Below are 18,661 nucleotides of genomic sequence, written 5' to 3' on the forward strand. Positions count from 1 at the left end.
CTTATGCCAAAGCAAGCACAGAGGCATGTCTCAGGCCGGTCGGCAGAACAACCTGATCTGCGGGAACCGGCTCCCATTGTTTGAGATCACGTGACCCCATGACCGTATACGTGGCGTCCTGAAAACCGTCGGCCAGCATGATCCATTTATAGCCTGAATCATGATTCTCCGTCAGGGCATACAAGGTCGGTCCTTCCGTAAGGGGGGGAGTCAGCAGCTCGGAGATGTGGCCGAATGAGACTGCGCCCCCCGGCTGGGCGGAGATGGAACAGGAGCGGATCGCCTTAAAGTCCGTTCCGGGTTCGTTCGTACCGCGCTCGTCTTTGAAGAACATCAGATATTCACTGTCCAATTCCATGATGCTCGCATCAATGACGTTGTAACCAGGGTCGAAAAACAAGGCCGCCGGCGAGAATGTCTTGAAATCCCTTGTGGTCACAGACCAGATGCGGTGATCCCGAGGTCCTTCCCCTACCGTCGATGACCAGACAATCCGGTAAGCGTCACACGACTTGTCGTAGTAAGCTTCCGGGGCCCAGACGTTTTGCGTTTGCGGCAGATGTTCCATCAGCGCAATCAGCCGTTCGTCTTCCCAGTGCTCCAGATCAGCCGAGGAGGCATATCCAATGCTGCGGCTGCCCCAGCCGTCGGTCCAGATCAGATGATAGCGGCCGCTGTTGTCTTGTAACAAAAACGGATCGCGGATGGAGCCTGTTCCGACACCGGACACATGCTGCGGCAGACCGCCGTTTCGTTCTTTCCAGTGAAGTCCGTCCTCACTCTCAGCCAAAAAAAACTGTTCAGCCTCTTTTTTGAAATAACTCAGCAGATACATAATTCCTCTCCCTCACAGTTGTTTGATACCGCCTGCTGCCACATCTTCCACAATATTCATTCGGCTAAATGCTGGCCTGTCTTTTCCATATGGCACTCTCCCCAGGAGCACATGGCATCAAGGATCGGCTTCATGGTCCATCCATAATCCGTCAGGGAATAGACGACCTTCGGCGGTACCTGTTCAAAAATCTGACGCTTCACCAGCCCCGCCTCTTCAAGCTCCCGCAGCTGCTGGGTCAGCATTTTCTGGGTGATGCCGGGCATCAGGCGCTTCAATTCGCTTGTACGCTTCTCCCCTTTATCCAGATGGCATAAAATCACGACCTTCCACTTGCCGCCGATCACTTCCAGAGTCGCTTCAACCGGTATATTGTAACCCATGCCTTTCACCTCCTGCTCTATTGCTCTATGGTTAGGGTACTTTTTAGTACCTATATTACCCCATGGTATCTACAGCACTTTAAAGTGCGTACTTACCTACTTGCCTGTACCGTCCTATAATAGCATTTGTCCGCTGAATGTAAAGCATACAGCGTGTCCAACCATCATATATAGGAGGTTAACATATAATGAATTCTAGTATGACGCAAACCGCGGCATCGTCTCCAACATCCAAGTCAGCATCCTCCAGATGGGCGCTGCTCGCACTGGCGGTCAGCGCTTTCGGGATCGGAACGACAGAGTTTGTACCTGTCGGCCTGCTCGCTTCCATCGCAGACGACCAGAATATCCGGATTACGCTGGCAGGCCTGCTCATCTCGGGGTACGCCGTCGGTGTGGCAGCCGGCGCACCGATCCTTACCGCGCTGACAAACCGGATGAACCGCAAGTCGCTGCTGCTGTCTCTCATGGTGCTGTTCATTCTGGGCAACACCGCGGCGGCGCTGTCCCAGTCCTTCGCTCTGCTGCTGGCGGCACGGATCGTGACTGCATTCTCCCACGGCGTCTTCTTCTCGATCGGCTCTACCATTGCCGTCCAGCTCGTGCCTGCTGAGAAAAAAGCCAGCGCGATCGCCCTCATGTTCACCGGTTTGACGGTTGCGACCGTAACCGGCGTGCCGCTGGGCACTTATATCGGGCAAGGTTTTGGCTGGAGAGCGACCTTTGCCGGGGTAGCCGGACTTGGTGTAATCGCGATGATCGCATTGGCACTTCTGATTCCCAAAGACCTGAAGCAGCCGCCAGCAGCCAAGTTTTCCGATATGCTGCGCCTGCTGAGCAACAGCCGTATTGTGACCGGACTTGTCATTACGGCCCTGGGATACGGTGGAACATTCGTCGCCTTTACGTACCTGACGCCGATTCTCGAAGATGTCATCGGACTTCGGTCGTCCACCGTCGGTATCGTGCTGCTGGTCTACGGTATTGCTGTAGCCGTCGGCAATGAGATCGGCGGCCGCTGGGCAAATCGCAATCCAATACGTGCGTTGTTCTACATGTTCATCATTCAGGCGATCGTGCTGATCCTCATGTCCTTCATGATTCCATTCCGCATTGCAGGATTAGCTTCTGTTGTCTTAATGGGACTGTTCGCCTTCATGAATGTGCCTGGCCTTCAGCTGTACACCGTGCAGCTCGCAGAGAAATACGTGCCTTCCGCTGTCGATGTCGCCTCCGCGCTCAATATTGCGGCCTTTAATGTCGGCATTGCAGCCGGTGCCTCTATCGGCGGGCTGGTCGTGGACACGATCGGCATCCGGCATACGCCATGGATCGGCGGCATCATGGTTCTGGCGGCAGTCTTGCTGACAGGTCTCGCGGCCAAAAGAGAGAGCTCTGCAAGCTAACGGTTACAGCAGGTTTCCAAGTAATGCTGCTGGTATGCCCAGGTCAAGGCAGCCACTGCCCGCCGCTGATGCAGGCACAGATATGCTCAGTCTTGTTGAACTGTGCTTATATAGACTGCTGTTATGAATTAGCCCTCCCGGGTGGCTGCGGTAGCAAGTGATTTCACGACCGCTGCCGCATCTTGAGAATCACTCGTCACCTCCGCTAAAGTTCACCTTCATAGCGCATTTTGAATGACGAGTGTCTTCAAGGCCAACGCTAACGGACCCTTAGTCCGTTAGATCACTTGGAAAGCCTCGATCACGCACAAAATCATGCTCTAACGGACTCCATGTCCGTTAGAAACTAAAAGTCCCTGTATTTTCGGCTCTAACGGACTGTATGTCCGTTAGAGCCGTTGCCGCATTCACTCGCACCCCGTCACATCACAGCCTTCATGAAACAAAGTACATCCCACACCTAATAAAGTGAATGACCGATTGTGTAGTCTCATATCATTCATTTGTTCAGCCTATATAGCGGCTTGTACTTCTTCAACCAAAAAAAGGTGACCTGCTGGCATTAGCCGCAGGTCACCTTTTTACTTATGATTGATTCTGCCACGCATCCACCAGTAACAGCAGAAGCTTCAGTCCATATTCCATCGCATCCTCATCCACGGTAAAGCTCGGGGTATGATGCGGGAAATGACTCTCTTTCTCTACACTCCTCGAGCCGACATAGAGGAACGCTCCCGGTGCTTTTTGAAGATATGCAGAGAAGTCCTCGGCCCCCATGGTTGGCAGCATATCCTGCAGAGCATCTGCGCCAAAATGAGCCGAAGCCGCCTGTTTCGCCAGCTCCACCAAATCCGGATCATTCAGGAGCGGCCGGTATCCGTACCGGTAATCCAGCTCGATCGATGCTCCGTGTGCGGCTGCCACATGCCCTGCAATCTGCTTCAGCAAGGCCGGCATCCGCTCGCGCTCCTCCTGATCGAAGGAGCGGAACGTCCCGCCCAGCTTCACCTCTTCGGGAAACGTATTATACGCTGCGCCGCCATGAATCTGCGTGATGGACAGCAGTGCGTTCCGCAGAGGATCGATATGCCGGGCTACAACATGCTGCAGGTGGCCGATCAGCTGACCGGCTACAGCTACGGTATCGACGGCCTGATGGGGATAGGCAGCATGGCCGCCTGTACCCTTGATGACGATATCAAACGCATCATTTCCTGCCATTACAGGACCAGAGATCATACCGAACTTCCCGGTATCGAGCCATGAGATCAGATGAAGGCCATAGATCGCATCCACGCCCTCCATCACACCGGCATCCACCAGTTCCTGGGCTCCTCCGGGCACCTGCTCCTCAGCATGCTGAAAGATAAAGAGCAGCTCACCGCGCAGGTTCTCCCTTTGCCCCGACAGGATCTTGGCAGCACCCAGCAGCATTGCCGCATGGCTGTCATGACCGCAGGCATGGCTTATCCCATCCCTGTTTGAAGCAAATGCAAAGGTGTTCTCTTCCTGAATCGGCAGCGCGTCGATATCTGCCCGAAGGGCGAGCGTCCGTCCCGGCGCATCCCCGGTCAAACGTGCGATTACACTGGTTGGCGTCGGACGCGAAATATCCAGGTTCCCGAAGGAGCGCAGCTGCTCCTCAATATATCGGGACGTTTCCACTTCCTGAAAAGAAAGCTCCGGATGCTGATGGAAATGTCTGCGCCACAAGACGACCTGGTCCTTAAGCTCCTGTACATTCTGTATCCACAAGTCCTTCACGGCCGATCCCACCTATCCTACCTTTTTATTACACAAGCTATCGATTCTGCCTGCATGTATTTAGCATCCAAAAAGTTACAGTACCTTCGTCAGTCCGACCGCCCGGTCGATGATGATCATAGCAACGACCGCGACGGCGATAAACAGCACGGAAATCGCATTGACCGAAGGATCAAAGGTCTGATCGATATAGTTAAATATCCGGACCGGGACCGTAATATTCCCCGGTGAAGACACAAACAGACTGATTGAAACCTCCCCGAAAGACTCCACCACCGAAAACACCGTACCTGCAATAATGCCCGGCTTAATGAGCGGCAGCGTTATTTTGCGGAAGGTGGTCCAACGGCCTGCCCCGAGGCTCATCGAGGCGGACTCCAGCTTCGGGTCCAGACTGGATACACTGACACTGACCGTACGAACGACAAAAGGAAACGCAATGACCATATGGCCGATGACGAGGCTCGTTAACGTGTTGATCAGCCCCAGGCTGGTGAACTCATACAGCAGTGCGATACCCAGCACAACCTGCGGAATCATGAGCGGTGACAGCATGAACGACCGGATCGCTTCCCGTCCGCGGAACTTCAACCGTCCCAGTGCATAAGCAGCAGCCGTACCGAGGATTACGGTCAACGGCGTTACAATCAGCAGCAGAATCAGGCTGACACGAAGCGCCTCACCCCAGTCACTGTTCGTAAACAGGGCGGTGAACCAGCGGAATGAGACCGAGCTCGGCGGGAAGGTCGGATACTCGGTAGGACTGAACGCGGACAGGAAAATAACGAACATCGGGGCTACCAGGAACAGATATACGCCGATCCCTGCCGTCCAGACGAGGGTGGTCAGCAGCGACCACTTCCGGCGTACACGCCGCCGGCCGGATTTGGGCTTGGGGTCAGATCCGTTTGGAAGCCTTTTGTTGGAATCAGTCACGCAGCCTCGCCTCCCATCTCTTAGATATCCATCCCAGCAGCAGGACAACAAGTATTACCATAATCAGCAGCGTCACGGAGAGTGCTGCGGCAAAGGGCATATTAAACACCTGTACCGCCTGCTGGTAAATGGCCAGCGGCAGCAATGGCTGCAGACGGCCGCCCACCAGCAGCGGCGTAATGTAGCTGCCAGCTGCCAGCGAGAATACAATCGCCGCGCCCGACAGCATACCCGGCAGCGTCAGCGGCAGGGTTACCGTAAAGAAGGTACGGACTCTGCCTGCACCAAGACTCATCGAAGCCTGGCGCAGCTTGGGCTGAATCTCACCCATTGACGTGGCGATCGGCAGTACAGCAAACGGCAGCATAACCTGCACATAAGCAATCACGACCGCATTCATACTCCACAGCATGGACAAAGGCTTGTCGATCAGATGCAGATTCATCAGCAGCTCATTCAGCAGTCCATTCTGCGCCAGAATGACAATCCAGGCAAAAGTACGAATAACGACGCTCGTCAGCAGCGGCGAGATAAGCAAAATATAAAACAGCGTCCGAAGAGCCGGACGCTCTGTACGTACGAGCAAATAGGCAGCCGGATAAGCCAGCAGAGTACAGATGACGGTCGTCAGCAGAGCTACACCTAAAGAAGACTGAATCGTATTCAAATAGATGCCGGAGGTGAAAACCTCTGTGTAGTGGCTCAGACTGTACGTTGGCAGCACATTCAGCAGGCTGTCGACTTCCCTGAAGCTCAGCACAATCAGCATAATAAAGGGTACAACCAGAAAAGCGGTAAGGAACAGCAGCGAAGGCGTCAGCAGCAGCCAGTAAAATGAATTGGTGCGCTTCACCACGGATGTTCGGGCCATGGCTTTACACTCCTTCCGTCGGAAGAGGAATCACATCGGCTGCATCCCAGTACAGCTGCACGGAATCGCCCGCCTGAGGCAGCACCGGAAATACCGGATCCGGAGCAACAGCGATCAGCTCGCCTTTTCCAGCCAGGGTGACCAGCAGACGAACCTGATCGCCAGCATAGCTGACATGCCGGATCACGGCATTCACCTGATTGATGCCAGTGCTGCCCCCGTCTCCGATACGGATCCGTTCGGGGCGCAGCATAAAGGTGCCTGTCGTCTCCGAAGGTGCCGCAGCTGTTTCCAGAATGAGCGAGGTTCCCGCTTCGGTCTCATAATCATCGGCATAGTATCTTCCATAGCGCTCCACACGTTCGAATGGAACACCCTCTGTACGGAACAGATTGACCTGTCCGATAAAGTCCGCGACAAACCGGTTTGCCGGCTGCCGGTATACTTCAAGCGGCGTTCCTACCTGCTGCAGCCGCCCATGACCCAGAATACCGATCCGGTCTGAAAGACTCAGCGCTTCCTCCTGGTCATGAGTCACGAGAATCGTGGTAATTCCCGTCCGGCGCTGAATGGTCTTCAGCTCGGTCTGCATGTCTTTGCGCAGCTTGGCATCCAGGTTGCTGAGCGGCTCATCCAGCAGCAGTACAGAAGGCTCAATCGCCAGCGCTCTGGCAATCGCCACACGCTGACGCTGGCCGCCGCTGAGCTGATGCGGTCTGCGTTCTGCCATGGATGACAGCTGAACCAGCGCAAGCGCCTCATCGACCCGGCGCTTGACTTCCGATTTGGACAGCTTACGGACTTTGAGTCCGTAAGCTACATTTTGAAATACGGTGAGATGTGGAAATAAAGCATAATCCTGAAATACAATGCCAAGACCCCGCCGGTAAGGCGGGAGGTCCGTGACATCACGTTCTCCGATCATGATGCGGCCTGTTGTAGGATCCAGGAATCCGGCGATCATATTGAGCAGTGTTGTTTTGCCGCAGCCGCTCGGGCCCAGAAGGGAGAAGAACTCTCCCTCCCGAACCTGCAGCTGCACCTGCTCCAGTGCTGTAAAATCACCGAATACTCGGCTTACATCATCGATATGGATGCCGCTCACTTGCTGCCTCCAAAGGCTTGGGTCCAGCGGTTTGTCCAGTCGGCCAGATTTGGCGTAGCTGTCTCATAATCTACCCAAGTCAGCTTGCTGTACGCTTCTTCGCCGACCTGAACACGGTCTTTCAGGGCGTCGCTGTACTCCACATTTTTATTGGTCATTCCATACAGAGAAAGATCGGAGAACGATTTCTGTACTTCAGGGCTGGACAAATAGTCCACCAATTTATAGGCATTAGCCAGGTTTTTGCTGCCTTTCATAACAGACCAGCTTGCCACTGCAGCAACCGGACCGTCTTCAGGATAAACAAAGCCGACGTCGAGGCCCGCATCCTGCATCGCGAAGGCACGTCCGTCCCAGAACGGAACGATCGCTGCATCGCCGCGCTCCAGAAGGGTCTGAATGGAACCTGCATTATCCGGATAAGCAACTGTATTTTTTTTCAGCTCTGCCAGTTGGGCAAAGGTATTATCGATATCTGCGGCGTTACTCTCTTCTCCACCCAGCGCATGGACTAATCCAGAGAAAAACTGCAGGCCGGCTGAATACGTCGGCGAGGAGATCGCTACCTGTCCCTGATACTCTTCATTCCACAGATCAGCCCACTTGGTCGGCGGATTGCTCACCAGGTCTTTGCGGTAGATCATGCCGAGCTGGCCCATACTGAATCCAGCGGCATATACCTTGTCATCATAGGTGAAGCGTTCCTGAACGGAAGGATACAAGTCTGCCAGGTTCGGCACATTCTCAGCATCCAGAGGCTGAAGCAGGTTCGCTGACGCAGCACGCTGAATGGTGTCCGGCTGCAGAACCAGAACATCATAAGCGGGGTTTTTCCCGTTCGAAGCTTTCAGCTTTGGAAACCATTCGGCATCCGTACCGGTGACCACCTGAACTTTAATGCCGGTCTCTTCCTGGAATTTATCCAGGGCTGCCGAGCGGATATTTTCTTCCCATGCGCCGCCGGACACGCCCACAACGACCGTGTCGGTTTTCGGAAGCTCAGCGGCGCTGTCATCTTCAGCTGCACCGTTGGTGCCGCTGTTGCTGCCGCCGCAGGCGGAAACGAATACAGCCAGGCTGAGCAGCAGTGCGGAAAATGCGAATTTTTTCTTTTTGAACATGTGAGATTACCCCTTTTGTATGAAGTGTAGGTTATTGTTTTTGAATGCAAAATACTGGAAAACTCTATCTTGCGGTTGCAGCCCACTGCTCCCACAAGCCTTGTATATCTTCAGGCATAAGCGCATGGTCTTTGGACTGCCGGGCCGCCTCGTCATGAACCCACTGCTTGCGCACCGCTCTCTGCATCGGAGGCAGCTGCTGCAGCAGGACTGCCAGTGTATCGCTGGCTTCCGGTGTCCAGACGCTCTCATAAGCGGTTCTGGAAGGACCGAAATCCCACATATCATCCTGAACTTGTACACTTTCACGCAGAGATTCTGTCGCGCCCTTATTCACGCTCCAGCTGCCGTTCTGCACCTCCAGCACCACGCCGTATTGCTGTTCTGCATGCTCCTGGCTGATCAGTCCGGCGCGGAATTCCTCCAGCACTTCTTCCGGTTTTCTCAGATACGGGCTGCCCCAGCCTCCGCCGCCTGGCGATTGAATGCTGATAATATCACCCGGGGACGGATGCAGCACACTAATCTTAGGCAGCGGACGTTCCTGTTCGCTTCCCGGATTCAAGGTCACTTGTCCCAATGAACCGGCTTGTCCTCCAGCCAGTCCCCAAGGGTGAAAGCGAAGTCTCTCCATTCCCCGGGCTGTCACCGTAGAGCCTTCTTCCAGGATTTCAAAATCCAGCACGATCGCATGGCCGCCGCGATGCTGTCCGGCTCCTGCCGTGTTTTCCAGCAGCTCATAACGGTGGACCAGCACCTCAATATGCTGCTCCAGGCTTTCAATCGGCGTGTTGCGCAGGAAGCCGGATGCATGGTCAATGCCGTCGGCACCGTCCATATCGCTCTGCCCGCCGCCTCCGCCGCCCATCGGCTGAACGACAGCCATATTCCGAGTACCGTTCAGCAGATCAGGTGTCGATAATACCACAATGGCAGACTGTCCTGCACCTGCAGCCGGAATCTCATCCGGAATGGCTTTAGCCAGCGCACCCAGAACGGCGTTATACAGCCTCATCGTGATGGTATGTCTTACCCCCACCGCTGCTGGATAAACCGGGTTCACCAGCGTGCCGGCCGGTGCAATGACCGAGATGGGACGCGTAAGTCCGCCATTAACCGGAATATACGGATCCGAGCTGATAATATAGTTGATCAGTCCCTGGAACAGGAATGAATGTTTCTTACCATTGGTAACCAGGTTGAACGCTGTTCTGACCTGCGGATCACATTTGGAGAAATCAAGGGTGATATCTCCATCCTTTACAATGACCGACACCGCCAGACGCACCGGCGTATCCGACACCATGTCATCATCAAGATAATCGGCGAAGCTGTACGTGCCGTCCGGAATCCGGGAAATGACCTGCCGCGCACGCGATTCTCCCTGGTCCATCAAGTCTTCCATGCTGTCCTTGACCGCTTGGACCCCGAACTTGTCCACCAGGCTCAGCATGCGCTGTTCCGCGGTGTTCACGGCGGCCACCATGGCGTTGAAATCACCTAGATTCAGCTTCGGTGAGCGGCTGTTGGCATTCAGGAAAGTATGCACATCCGGGTTCGCTTCCCCGCGTTTGTACAGCTTCACCGGCGGAATTCTCAGCCCTTCCTGGTGGATATCCGTCGCTTCCGGCGAAATACTGGACGGCACCAGACCGCCTACATCGCTGCAGTGCACAAATGCCCAGGCATAGGAGATCAGCTCACCGTCCACGAATATCGGCTTGAATACATGCACGTCCGGAAGATGTGTCGCGAGTCCATCCGAAGAATAAGGCTCATTCGTTATAATAATATCGCCTGGCTCAAGCGGGCCGCAGGCCTCTGCCGCACGCTTCACGCTTAAACCCAGGAAGATCGTAACTCCAACTGTCTTGGGGTAAACGAAAAATTCACCTGAAGGAGCGGCCAGCGCGGTGGCAAAATCTGCAGACTCTTTTACAAAAGTCGTAAACGAGGTCCGTTCAATGACGTGACCCATGCCTGCTGCAATGGCGTTATAGTAGCTGCGCATGATCTCGAGTGTAGCCGGATCTGTCTTCATGCCCGCACCTCTTTTCGTTTCAATATCAGATTGCCGGAACGGTCTGACTCGCCGTACCAGTTATGCAGTACCAGCACCGTCGTATCGTCCTGCTCGACAATGGCCGGTCCTTCCACTACCTGGCCAGCCAGGAGCTCTCTGCGTGCATAGACATCGGCTTCATACTCTGTGCCTCCGTATATGATGCTGCGCTTGCCGGTCGGAAGGGCGTGGCCTGTGCCTTCTGCCACTTCCGAGATGACCGGTTTCACCGTATGTCCGACCAGACGGACACGGAGGTTGATGATCTCCAGCACGGCTGCAGGATCACTGTGGCCGTACTGGCGGCGGTGCAGCTCATGGAAGGCTGACGCCAGCTGTTCTCCGCTGCTGTCTTCCAGCAGCTGGCGGTCCAGCGGCATTTCGATTTCAAAGGCCTGTCCGCTGTAGCGGGCATCCATGGAATAATACAATGTGCTTCCTTCAAGGCCAGCGGCATCCTGGTTGTCCAGCCATGCCAGCGCCTGGTCTGCCAGCAGACCGTACTCTTTCTTCAACTGCTCTGCCTGGATTTCATCTAAACGCTTCTGGAGCGTCAGCACAGCATCATAAGCGAAGTCTGCCGTCAGCGCGCCTAATGCACACAGTGTTCCCGGGCTTGGAGGAACCAGCACGCTCTGTGCCTGAATCTCTTCCGCCAGGAAGTTGGCCGTGACCGGTCCGCCGCCGCCGAAGGCAAGCAGGCTGAACTCTCTGGGATCAAAGCCGTGCTGCTCCATCACTGCACTGAGCTCCGCATACATATTGGCAACCGCCACACGGATCATAGCGTCTGCAGCCTCGCGGGCGCTTGTTCCCAAGTGCTCTGCTACAGGGCCAATAGCTTCAGCCGAACGCTCCGGATACAGCTGGACATTACCGGCTGCAAAACGGTCCGGATTCAGGTACCCGCACAGCAGAAAAGCATCTGTCAATGCAGCCCGGTCTCCTTTGCCATAACAAGCAGGTCCGGGAGAAGATCCCACCGACTCCGGTCCGACCTTGAGCAATCCCCCGTTATCAATCCACGCATACGAACCACCTCCGGCTCCTACGGAATACATGGAGACCGATGGAAGCATGATGGGCATGCCTCCCAGCTGATTGAAGTGGGTAAACGTAGGTTCTCCGCTTTCGATAATCGAAATATCTGCACTCGTGCCGCCCATATCGAAGGTGATGACATTTCCGATGCCTGCAGAACGAGCCGCATGAACCGCACCAATCACGCCAGCAGCCGGACCGGAGAACAGCGTTCGAACCGGTGCCTCCGCTGCTGTCCCGATATCCATAATGCCGCCATTAGATTGCGTAATGAACGGTGTTGTCTTGACTCCTTCTTCCTGCAGCCGCTCCTGGAGAGTTTCAAAATACCTTTGAACATTCGGCTGAATGTACAGATTGACGGACGTCATCGCTGCCCGCTCGTATTCTCTCATCTGCGGCCACAGGGAAGATGATGCATTGGCGGCAAGCCCTGGTGCAATTTCAGCAATCCGGTTTACCGCCTGCTGTTCATGTACAGGGTTTTTATAGCTGTGCAGGAAACAGATCACCACACCCTGAGCTCCGGATGCGGCAGCTCCCTGAATCGCTTCATCCAAACTCTGCATATCCAGCGGTGTGTGTACAGAGCCGTCGTGAGTCAAGCGCTCCTTGACTGTAAATACGCGCTCTCTGGGAATGAGCGGCTCCGGCAGACGGGAGCTGAAATCGTAAGGAATTGGCAGACGGAGACGCTGAAGATTCAGCAGATCGCGGAAGCCTTCCGTCACGATTAATGCGATTTCCTCCCCCCGCCGCTGCAGCAGGGTGTTCAATCCGATGGTGGTGCCGTGTACGAAATAATGTATATCTTCAGGCTGAATGCCTTGAGCTTTCAATAGCGCCAGTCCATTCGCAATGCCCTGCGCGGGATCGGATGGAACGGTCGGTGTCTTGATACCGGTTAATTGTCCGGTCTCATTATTTAAGACGGTGAGATCTGTAAAGGTCCCCCCGATATCTATGCCTAATCTCCATGAGTTAGTCAATCTGGATGCCTCCCTATCATTGCAGCACAAACATTAGTTTGCGATAATATGTTTACTAATCTTATCGGAATTAATATTTTAAGGCAAGATTAAATGGCACAATTCGACACGAAAATTCGACATTTATATTTTCCAATTACAAACAACTGCCGAAAAGACGAAAACAGCAGGCAAATTTTTTTGCATTTTCGAATCCGAAACCGGATAATGATTAGCAACAGAGCACACTTTGGAATTCTAATTATTACTGCAAAAGGAGCTGACATCATGAGCTTTTTACGTGATCAATATATTCGGAATACGGCCGAGCAGGAACGCCTGAACGGCCTGCGGGAGCTGGCGGCCCGCTTTGCACAAAGAGCCCCCGAGCATGACCGGGATGGATCCTTTCCGTTTGAGAACTTTAAGGAACTTCGGGAGGGTGGTTATCTCCGCTTGACGGTCCCCAAAGCCTATGGCGGGGAAGAAATTTCCCTGTACGAGCTCGTTCAGGTGCAGGAGTGCCTTGGCCACGGAGATGGCTCCACCGCACTGGGCTTCGGCTGGCATATTGGCCAAATTCTGCAGCTCCGTACCACTGGAAAATGGCCGGAGACCTTGTTTGCCGAGTTATGCCAGGATATCGTCAAGGAAGGAGCCATGATCAATGTGTTTGGCAGCGAGAGCGGCACCGGCAGCCCCAGCCGGGGCGGCAAGCCGGCTACGATTGCGGAACGGACAGACGGCGGCTGGCTGATCAGCGGACGCAAGACCTTCAGCACCCTCTCCCCGATCCTGGATCGTTTCGTGGTCACCGCCACGCTTCCGGAAGACGGAAGTGTGAGTGAGTTTTTGGTGCATCGTTCGGAGCAGGTGAAGCTGATTGAAACGTGGAACACAATGGGGATGCGGGCGACAGGCAGCCATGATGTTGTGCTGGAGCAGGCCTTTGCCGCGGAGGATGCCCGGATTACGGGCAGCGGCACCGATGATGGCTCCGGCTGGCTGCTGCATATCCCGGCATGTTATGCCGGGATTGCAATGGCAGCGAGAGATTTTGCTGTACATTTTGCCAGCACCTACACACCAAACAGCCTCCCCGGCCCCATCGGAGAGCTGCCCACCGTCCGACAGTCGATCGGACAGATGGAGGCCGAGCTGCGGACAGCGCGCTCCCTTCTATATGAAGCGGCTGACACCTGGGACCAGAAGCCGGAGCTGCGGCCTCATATGAGATCCCAGCTGGGACTGGCCAAGCACATCGTGACCAATCATGCGCTGAACGTCGTCGACCTCGCTATGCGCATCGTAGGGGGGACCAGCCTGTCCAAGACGCTGCCGCTGGAGCGGTACTACCGCGACATTCGAGCCGGCTTGTTCAATCCGCCGATGGACAATATGGTGATGGAACTGCTGGCCAAAGAAGCGTTAAGCGAGATGGACAGCTTGGCGTAAATGGTTATAAATGCTAAAAAGATGCTCCAGGCGCTTAAGTGCCTGGAGCATTTTTATTAGCTTGAATATTTTCTCACGCTCAGAGGATTTTCGATAATTCCCTTAGCTGTTTAATGGTGTGTTCAGGTGTAATGGTGATTTCGTCATTCCATGGTTGATTGACCTGAAGCCAGATGGTTTTCATTCCCGCTTTGCCTGCACCCTCAATATCGTTTTTGGGATGGTCTCCAATAAACAAACATTCGTCGGGACTTACACCCAGCTGTGTCAACGCCATCTCAAAAATCTTTGCATCCGGCTTCTTCACCCCGGCTGTCTCCGAAACCAGAATAAGGTCAAATGCATCTCTAATTCCTAAATGATCAATTTTTCCATTTTGAATAACATCTTTTCCATTGGTAATGAGTCCGAGCTTATACTTCTGCCCTACATATGTAATTGTCTCTGCCGCGTGCTCCATTAGCAATGCACTTTTTACATAGTGTGCTGTATAGTACTCTAACAATTCAGTAATTCCAGGTTTTTGAGCCCACGGAAGTTCATCAAGCAACTCAGCAAACAAAATATTTTTGTCCTTATAACCGTCCTGATCCAAATCTGTAATTCGCTCAATAATGGACTCCATATGTTCAGCATGCTGGAAGTATGTATTTACAAATAAGGAAGTGAATCCCTGAAACGTACGCGTCCGATCCAAAATGGTATTGTCCAGATCAAAAAGAACAGCTTTAATCTTTTCCATATGACCCCCACTCTGGTCAATCCTGTGAACCGCTGTTTTTGTCCGTCCAAGCTTCGTAAAATTCCTTCACGGATTGGTAACGATCCGATCGGTCATCACAGACAGCCTTTGAAGCCATATCATAGAGCTCTTTACCTGCTTCCCACTTCGAAAAAGAACGATCACGCTCACCGCCTAATAAAGCGAATGCAGCAGCCCCCATATTAAACACATTCGTAACGCTGTCAATTTCAGCGCCTAACAGGAATTCCTCAGGGGACATAAATCTTGAAGAACCCCAGAGTCTGCCCATTTTATTGATGAAAGGTTTCTTCTGGTACAGATCAATATCACAAATTCGGGTCTGTTTCTGCAAGAAGCTGTAGAGGATGCTTCCATCGTAAAAATCAATGGCGGCGTAGTTCATCTCTTCTACAAATACATGAAAACGGAAAATAACTTCTAAGGATTGCAGCCGATCATGGACTGAAAGCTGCTTATATTTATAATATGGCAAGTTGGGATCCGTATATTTCGCCGGTGGAGGGTACGACCAGTGCGGATGAAGACATACACCGTCAAACCATTCATATATAACCGCATAACCAGACTCTACTTCAAAATGATCTTTGATCTTAATTAAAGCCGGATGCTGCAGATCATAGTACAGGGGAACCGCACTTTTTAGCCTGTTAATCGCATCCTGCGGGTCACCATTATAGTTTTCTGTCATGGCTCCAGCAAATTTAACAAACCACTTCTCTCCAGTGTTCTCGATTCCAAAGCATATATTTCCTGAATCCTGCTGGTCAAATACATGGAACACCCGACCCAATTGCTGCAGCCAAGAAAAGTCCATGTGTTCTTTTAGACTGAAAGAAACGCCATCTATATTGTGATTCACGAGATGATTTGTCATTTATTCCTCCTTAATAGACTGAGGTTAAGAGTTACCCTTAGAGTGGCTGCGATGGCAAGTGTTCTTACGACCGCTGTTGCCTCCAAAATGTTTGGAATTATAATTTATGGTAGCATTTTGGAGGCAAAGGCGGACGCTACCGCTTCTCCAGAATCACTTGTCACCTCCGCTAAAGAAGGAGACTTCTTAAATTCATTCTATATATTTTTTCAGAATAGAACTATTCAGACCCTTCTTTCTTTCAGAATTCAATTTTCTTTGGAAGACTTTCCACATTTGTGGTATGAGCTACATCCAGAATATCTGGCACATGATCTAGTGTCAGTGTGATTCCTTGCTGAACCTTTAAGTCTAATTCCTCTATTTCTAATATCTCAATGGCTTGAACGGTATGAATTCCAGTGTTTTTCTTTCTGTCTTTATTTATTACTGCAGAAGTCCCCATATTCCTGATCCTCCTGTCTTTACTGGATGAAATGATATTAAACTCAAATTCATCCGAACGAACGGATCGTAGTTCACCGACAAACCACTCTTCATCTCGAGTAAAGACTTTAATGTATTGTCCAATATAATGATTCAGGTCCAATATTTTTGCCTCCTGATGGATACTCATTCCCTTCAACTATTATTTTCTGAATAGTCTTCATTAGAATGATGACGCTGCTCTACTAATATTTTTATTAAAATTCCAAGGATTGTCCCGAAAATAACGAAGATCATATTAAATCCTATGATTAAAAATCCAAGGACTCCAGCAAAGTTTTCTTTAGTAATTGGAAATAGCGTTTCGTGAAGAAATATAACAATTACTGTCAATAATGGGGTGCTGATCAGCATGAGTAACAACACCTTTAGTTGCCCTGCTTGAAAGAAAATAACGATTGGCAGTGCATACAAAATGGTTATGACGATAGCTACAATGCTCAGATTGTTATTGTCCATGAACGGTAAGTCTTGTAATGAAGCGTAAAATAGAAACTCTCCCATCAAGGAATGGAATAAACTAATGAATATAGTCACCCAAACTGCATGTTTCATTGTTTTTACAGGTCTAATCATTGGACCCCCTTTCAGTGAGCTGCTTGTTTGTCAAATCCAGTGTGTAATGTTTATCCTTAGCATCCTCTTCTGGAGTACCTGCTCCAACAGGGGGGTGAACGATTAATGTATCATCTTCAACAGCTGGCAGCAGTTCCCCTTCCGAATAGAGAATCGTTTTATGGACCCTGCCATTCTTAACCACTTCTAACGGAAATGCATCACCGCTATCCTTATCTACTGCAAATACGTATCCTTCTACACCATGTCCCGTTTTGTATTGAGGAGTTAGGATGTAAACATCTGCATCTTTGAAGCTCACATGCTCGAACGGTAGTTTTTTATCCGTTGGCTGAACAAATAGAAGAGCCGGCAGTTCCAGTAATACCTGATCCTCTTCTCCTTGTCTGTATATAACAGAATAATTGCTCTGAAACGTCTGATCTCCTTCTTGCCCTAGTGTGCTTGATACATTCAAGTGTCCCCGCTCTTCCCTGCCATTTGAGATCATGAGCAGCGTCCCTTGATCCGTTTGCTGTTCCGCTCGGATTGACGGTTCCTCATTCACCGAATCAATAACAATTGAAGCCGCTAGAGCAGTTGTAGGAAATCCGCTGGAAATCTCACCTGCGGTCTTCTGTTCAATAGAAGGTGATGTGTTGGAGATCGTATCAGTAGCAGACGGCGTGAGCGGTTCAACACTCTGCTGACTGCTGCAGCCTGTGATCGAACCAGATAACAATACAGCGAGAGCTAATAGCAAACGATGCTTTCTGATGATCATCCCTCCTACGACATTTTTTAACCATTTCATAAATGCTTCCACCATATTCCTGCACACTCTGGGACTGTCGACCATTGATTCTCCTCGATTTTGTCTACCAACTCATTTCCAAAGAAGAATTCTGTATTGGCTTTGGCTTCTGAAATATCAGCAAATGTATAATCCATTCTGATCCAGCGGTGTGAAAAGCCGTATTCATGTTCAAGCAGTGCATAATACTCTTTTAAAAATGCTGGGGGATTTGGCGTTTCTGTCCCTGTTCCCAGCGTCTCTAAAATGATGATAGATCCATTCGGCCTCAAAACTCTATTGATCTCGTTCATAATTTCCTCAAGGTTTTTGCTTCCATCTTTATTACTGGAATTAGCTAAGTAACTTATACTCCATCCAGAAATCACAAGATCTATAGAGGAGTCCGCAATAGGAAGTTCTCGATGATCAGCCACCAATGTAGTCCAATTTTGAGCAGTACCTTTGCCCTTTAATTTTTCATCCAGAAGTTCTAACATGGATCCGGATATATCCGTGCACGCCAGTGACTTCGCTTCTGGAGCAATAAATTCAGAAAGCCTTCCAGAACCTGCTCCCAGGTCCAATACATCAATCCCATTGAACGGCTTTAATTCTTTAATGATTCCAGTCAAATCAGGCTGCCGACTAATCATATCTTCATATGACATGGGTTGATCATTGTAGATTTCTTCATGGCTGGTCATGTTATATCTCCATTCGTTTTGTGCTATATATTAAATGTCTTTCGTAACTTCAATCCACTTATTAACGACTTGTTTTAGGTCTTCCTTGTTTGCTTCTATATCATCCATTGATCTGAATTTAATAGTCGCTCTATCCCCAGCTATCCATTCTAGGAGGTTTGTTGAGTCTTTAAAGAGTGGTTCCCCTTTAGCATACTCAGTAACTTTCGAACCACAATGAAAAATCAGCCGAAAACCGTCTTTCCCATGTAATTAAAGTTATACGATCATCCTTATTCAAAAAATAGCTTGGTGCATGGTGCATTCCACTTTATGTGTTCTAACAAGTGGTCATTTGCTTCTAAGATGATCCTTCTTACACACTCGATTTCTAGTTTTAAAGGATGTTTGAGGTTTTCAATAAATTTAGCTACTTGTTCTTGATCTGATAATTTATTTAATGCTTTTTCCTTCTTGATCGGCATATTTTGGTTTCCTCCCCCGTGACATATATTCGATATGAGAGCTTAGGGGCCCCTGTTGAAATGGGATGC

At 51.2% G+C, this 18,661-nt stretch carries 18 protein-coding genes; 2 read left to right on the plus strand and 16 right to left on the minus strand.

Annotated features, from left to right (window positions below):
- Position 1: 1 nt before the first annotated feature.
- Both HII30_RS15295 and HII30_RS15300 read right to left on the minus strand, forming a co-directional pair.
- Positions 2 to 835: a glycoside hydrolase family 43 protein gene (locus HII30_RS15295; RefSeq protein ID WP_169505919.1), complete on the minus strand. Its 834-nt coding sequence runs from the start codon at positions 833 to 835 to the stop codon at positions 2 to 4.
- Positions 836 to 891: 56 nt separating this feature from the next.
- Positions 892 to 1,218, minus strand: a complete 327-nt coding sequence (locus tag HII30_RS15300) for a winged helix-turn-helix transcriptional regulator (RefSeq protein WP_169505920.1) — start codon at positions 1,216 to 1,218, stop codon at positions 892 to 894.
- Positions 1,219 to 1,418: 200 nt separating this feature from the next.
- Here HII30_RS15300 and HII30_RS15305 point away from each other — a divergent pair, with 200 nt between their 5' ends.
- Positions 1,419 to 2,624: an MFS transporter gene (locus tag HII30_RS15305; RefSeq protein WP_169505989.1), complete on the plus strand. Its 1,206-nt coding sequence runs from the start codon at positions 1,419 to 1,421 to the stop codon at positions 2,622 to 2,624.
- 585 nt (positions 2,625 to 3,209) lie between these two features.
- Here HII30_RS15305 and HII30_RS15310 read toward each other — a convergent pair.
- The 7 genes from HII30_RS15310 to HII30_RS15340 form a co-directional block, all read right to left on the minus strand.
- Positions 3,210 to 4,388, minus strand: a complete 1,179-nt coding sequence (locus tag HII30_RS15310; protein WP_169505921.1) for an amidohydrolase — start codon at positions 4,386 to 4,388, stop codon at positions 3,210 to 3,212.
- 75 nt (positions 4,389 to 4,463) lie between these two features.
- Positions 4,464 to 5,240, minus strand: a complete 777-nt coding sequence (locus tag HII30_RS15315) for an ABC transporter permease (protein ID WP_246246515.1) — start codon at positions 5,238 to 5,240, stop codon at positions 4,464 to 4,466.
- Positions 5,241 to 5,316: 76 nt separating this feature from the next.
- Complete coding sequence (locus HII30_RS15320) at positions 5,317 to 6,195, minus strand: ABC transporter permease (protein ID WP_169505922.1); 879 nt, start codon at positions 6,193 to 6,195, stop codon at positions 5,317 to 5,319.
- Between the two features lie 4 nt (positions 6,196 to 6,199).
- Complete coding sequence (locus HII30_RS15325; RefSeq protein ID WP_169505923.1) at positions 6,200 to 7,300, minus strand: polyamine ABC transporter ATP-binding protein; 1,101 nt, start codon at positions 7,298 to 7,300, stop codon at positions 6,200 to 6,202.
- Positions 7,297 to 8,421 (minus strand): ABC transporter substrate-binding protein, encoded by a 1,125-nt coding sequence (locus HII30_RS15330; RefSeq protein WP_169505924.1) that lies wholly within the window; start codon positions 8,419 to 8,421, stop codon positions 7,297 to 7,299. The genes HII30_RS15325 and HII30_RS15330 overlap by 4 nt, the downstream gene beginning before the upstream one ends.
- Before the next feature lie 64 nt (positions 8,422 to 8,485).
- Positions 8,486 to 10,462 carry a hydantoinase B/oxoprolinase family protein gene (locus HII30_RS15335; RefSeq protein ID WP_169505925.1) on the minus strand — a complete coding sequence of 659 codons (1,977 nt, stop codon included), beginning with the start codon at positions 10,460 to 10,462 and terminating at the stop codon, positions 8,486 to 8,488.
- Positions 10,459 to 12,513 carry a hydantoinase/oxoprolinase family protein gene (locus HII30_RS15340; RefSeq protein ID WP_169505926.1) on the minus strand — a complete coding sequence of 685 codons (2,055 nt, stop codon included), beginning with the start codon at positions 12,511 to 12,513 and terminating at the stop codon, positions 10,459 to 10,461. The genes HII30_RS15335 and HII30_RS15340 overlap by 4 nt, the downstream gene beginning before the upstream one ends.
- 267 nt (positions 12,514 to 12,780) lie before the next feature.
- Here HII30_RS15340 and HII30_RS15345 point away from each other — a divergent pair, with 267 nt between their 5' ends.
- On the plus strand, positions 12,781 to 13,947 hold the full coding sequence (locus HII30_RS15345) for an acyl-CoA dehydrogenase family protein (RefSeq protein WP_169505927.1): 1,167 nt from the start codon (positions 12,781 to 12,783) through the stop codon (positions 13,945 to 13,947).
- Positions 13,948 to 14,026: 79 nt separating this feature from the next.
- On the opposite strand, the gene HII30_RS15350 is transcribed toward HII30_RS15345, so the two are convergent.
- The 7 genes from HII30_RS15350 to HII30_RS21665 all read right to left on the minus strand — a co-directional run bounded on the left by HII30_RS15350 (position 14,027) and on the right by HII30_RS21665 (position 18,592).
- Positions 14,027 to 14,689, minus strand: coding sequence for an HAD family hydrolase (locus HII30_RS15350; protein WP_169505928.1), 663 nt, complete (start codon positions 14,687 to 14,689; stop codon positions 14,027 to 14,029).
- A 16-nt stretch (positions 14,690 to 14,705) separates the two neighbouring features.
- Positions 14,706 to 15,587 carry a serine/threonine protein kinase gene (locus tag HII30_RS15355; protein WP_169505929.1) on the minus strand — a complete coding sequence of 294 codons (882 nt, stop codon included), beginning with the start codon at positions 15,585 to 15,587 and terminating at the stop codon, positions 14,706 to 14,708.
- Between the two features lie 241 nt (positions 15,588 to 15,828).
- Entirely contained in the window at positions 15,829 to 16,176 is a 348-nt protein-coding gene (locus HII30_RS15360) for a hypothetical protein (RefSeq protein WP_169505930.1), read from the minus strand.
- Positions 16,177 to 16,208: 32 nt separating this feature from the next.
- Positions 16,209 to 16,649 carry a hypothetical protein gene (locus HII30_RS15365; RefSeq protein WP_169505931.1) on the minus strand — a complete coding sequence of 147 codons (441 nt, stop codon included), beginning with the start codon at positions 16,647 to 16,649 and terminating at the stop codon, positions 16,209 to 16,211.
- Positions 16,642 to 17,442, minus strand: coding sequence for a hypothetical protein (locus tag HII30_RS15370; RefSeq protein WP_169505932.1), 801 nt, complete (start codon positions 17,440 to 17,442; stop codon positions 16,642 to 16,644). The genes HII30_RS15365 and HII30_RS15370 overlap by 8 nt, the downstream gene beginning before the upstream one ends.
- Positions 17,439 to 18,128: a class I SAM-dependent methyltransferase gene (locus HII30_RS15375; protein ID WP_169505933.1), complete on the minus strand. Its 690-nt coding sequence runs from the start codon at positions 18,126 to 18,128 to the stop codon at positions 17,439 to 17,441. The genes HII30_RS15370 and HII30_RS15375 overlap by 4 nt, the downstream gene beginning before the upstream one ends.
- Before the next feature lie 272 nt (positions 18,129 to 18,400).
- Complete coding sequence (locus HII30_RS21665) at positions 18,401 to 18,592, minus strand: hypothetical protein (RefSeq protein ID WP_246246506.1); 192 nt, start codon at positions 18,590 to 18,592, stop codon at positions 18,401 to 18,403.
- Positions 18,593 to 18,661 lie beyond the last annotated feature (69 nt).

This window comes from Paenibacillus lemnae (assembly GCF_012933385.1).
Lineage (GTDB): Bacteria > Bacillota > Bacilli > Paenibacillales > Paenibacillaceae > Paenibacillus_AQ > Paenibacillus_AQ lemnae.

Bases quoted from the DNA above. Each gene is read 5' to 3' on its own strand.
- HII30_RS15370 (WP_169505932.1), bottom strand. From the start codon at position 17,442: ATGAAATGGTTAAAAAATGTCGTAGGAGGGATGATCATCAGAAAGCAT.
- HII30_RS15295 (WP_169505919.1), bottom strand. From the start codon at position 835: ATGTATCTGCTGAGTTATTTCAAAAAAGAGGCTGAACAGTTTTTTTTG.
- HII30_RS15350 (WP_169505928.1), bottom strand. From the start codon at position 14,689: ATGGAAAAGATTAAAGCTGTTCTTTTTGATCTGGACAATACCATTTTG.
- HII30_RS15375 (WP_169505933.1), bottom strand. From the start codon at position 18,128: ATGACCAGCCATGAAGAAATCTACAATGATCAACCCATGTCATATGAA.
- HII30_RS15300 (WP_169505920.1), bottom strand. From the start codon at position 1,218: ATGGGTTACAATATACCGGTTGAAGCGACTCTGGAAGTGATCGGCGGC.
- HII30_RS15305 (WP_169505989.1), top strand. From the start codon at position 1,419: ATGACGCAAACCGCGGCATCGTCTCCAACATCCAAGTCAGCATCCTCC.
- HII30_RS15355 (WP_169505929.1), bottom strand. From the start codon at position 15,587: ATGACAAATCATCTCGTGAATCACAATATAGATGGCGTTTCTTTCAGT.
- HII30_RS21665 (WP_246246506.1), bottom strand. From the start codon at position 18,592: ATGCCGATCAAGAAGGAAAAAGCATTAAATAAATTATCAGATCAAGAA.
- HII30_RS15330 (WP_169505924.1), bottom strand. From the start codon at position 8,421: ATGTTCAAAAAGAAAAAATTCGCATTTTCCGCACTGCTGCTCAGCCTG.
- HII30_RS15335 (WP_169505925.1), bottom strand. From the start codon at position 10,462: ATGAAGACAGATCCGGCTACACTCGAGATCATGCGCAGCTACTATAAC.
- HII30_RS15365 (WP_169505931.1), bottom strand. From the start codon at position 16,649: ATGATTAGACCTGTAAAAACAATGAAACATGCAGTTTGGGTGACTATA.
- HII30_RS15345 (WP_169505927.1), top strand. From the start codon at position 12,781: ATGAGCTTTTTACGTGATCAATATATTCGGAATACGGCCGAGCAGGAA.
- HII30_RS15320 (WP_169505922.1), bottom strand. From the start codon at position 6,195: ATGGCCCGAACATCCGTGGTGAAGCGCACCAATTCATTTTACTGGCTG.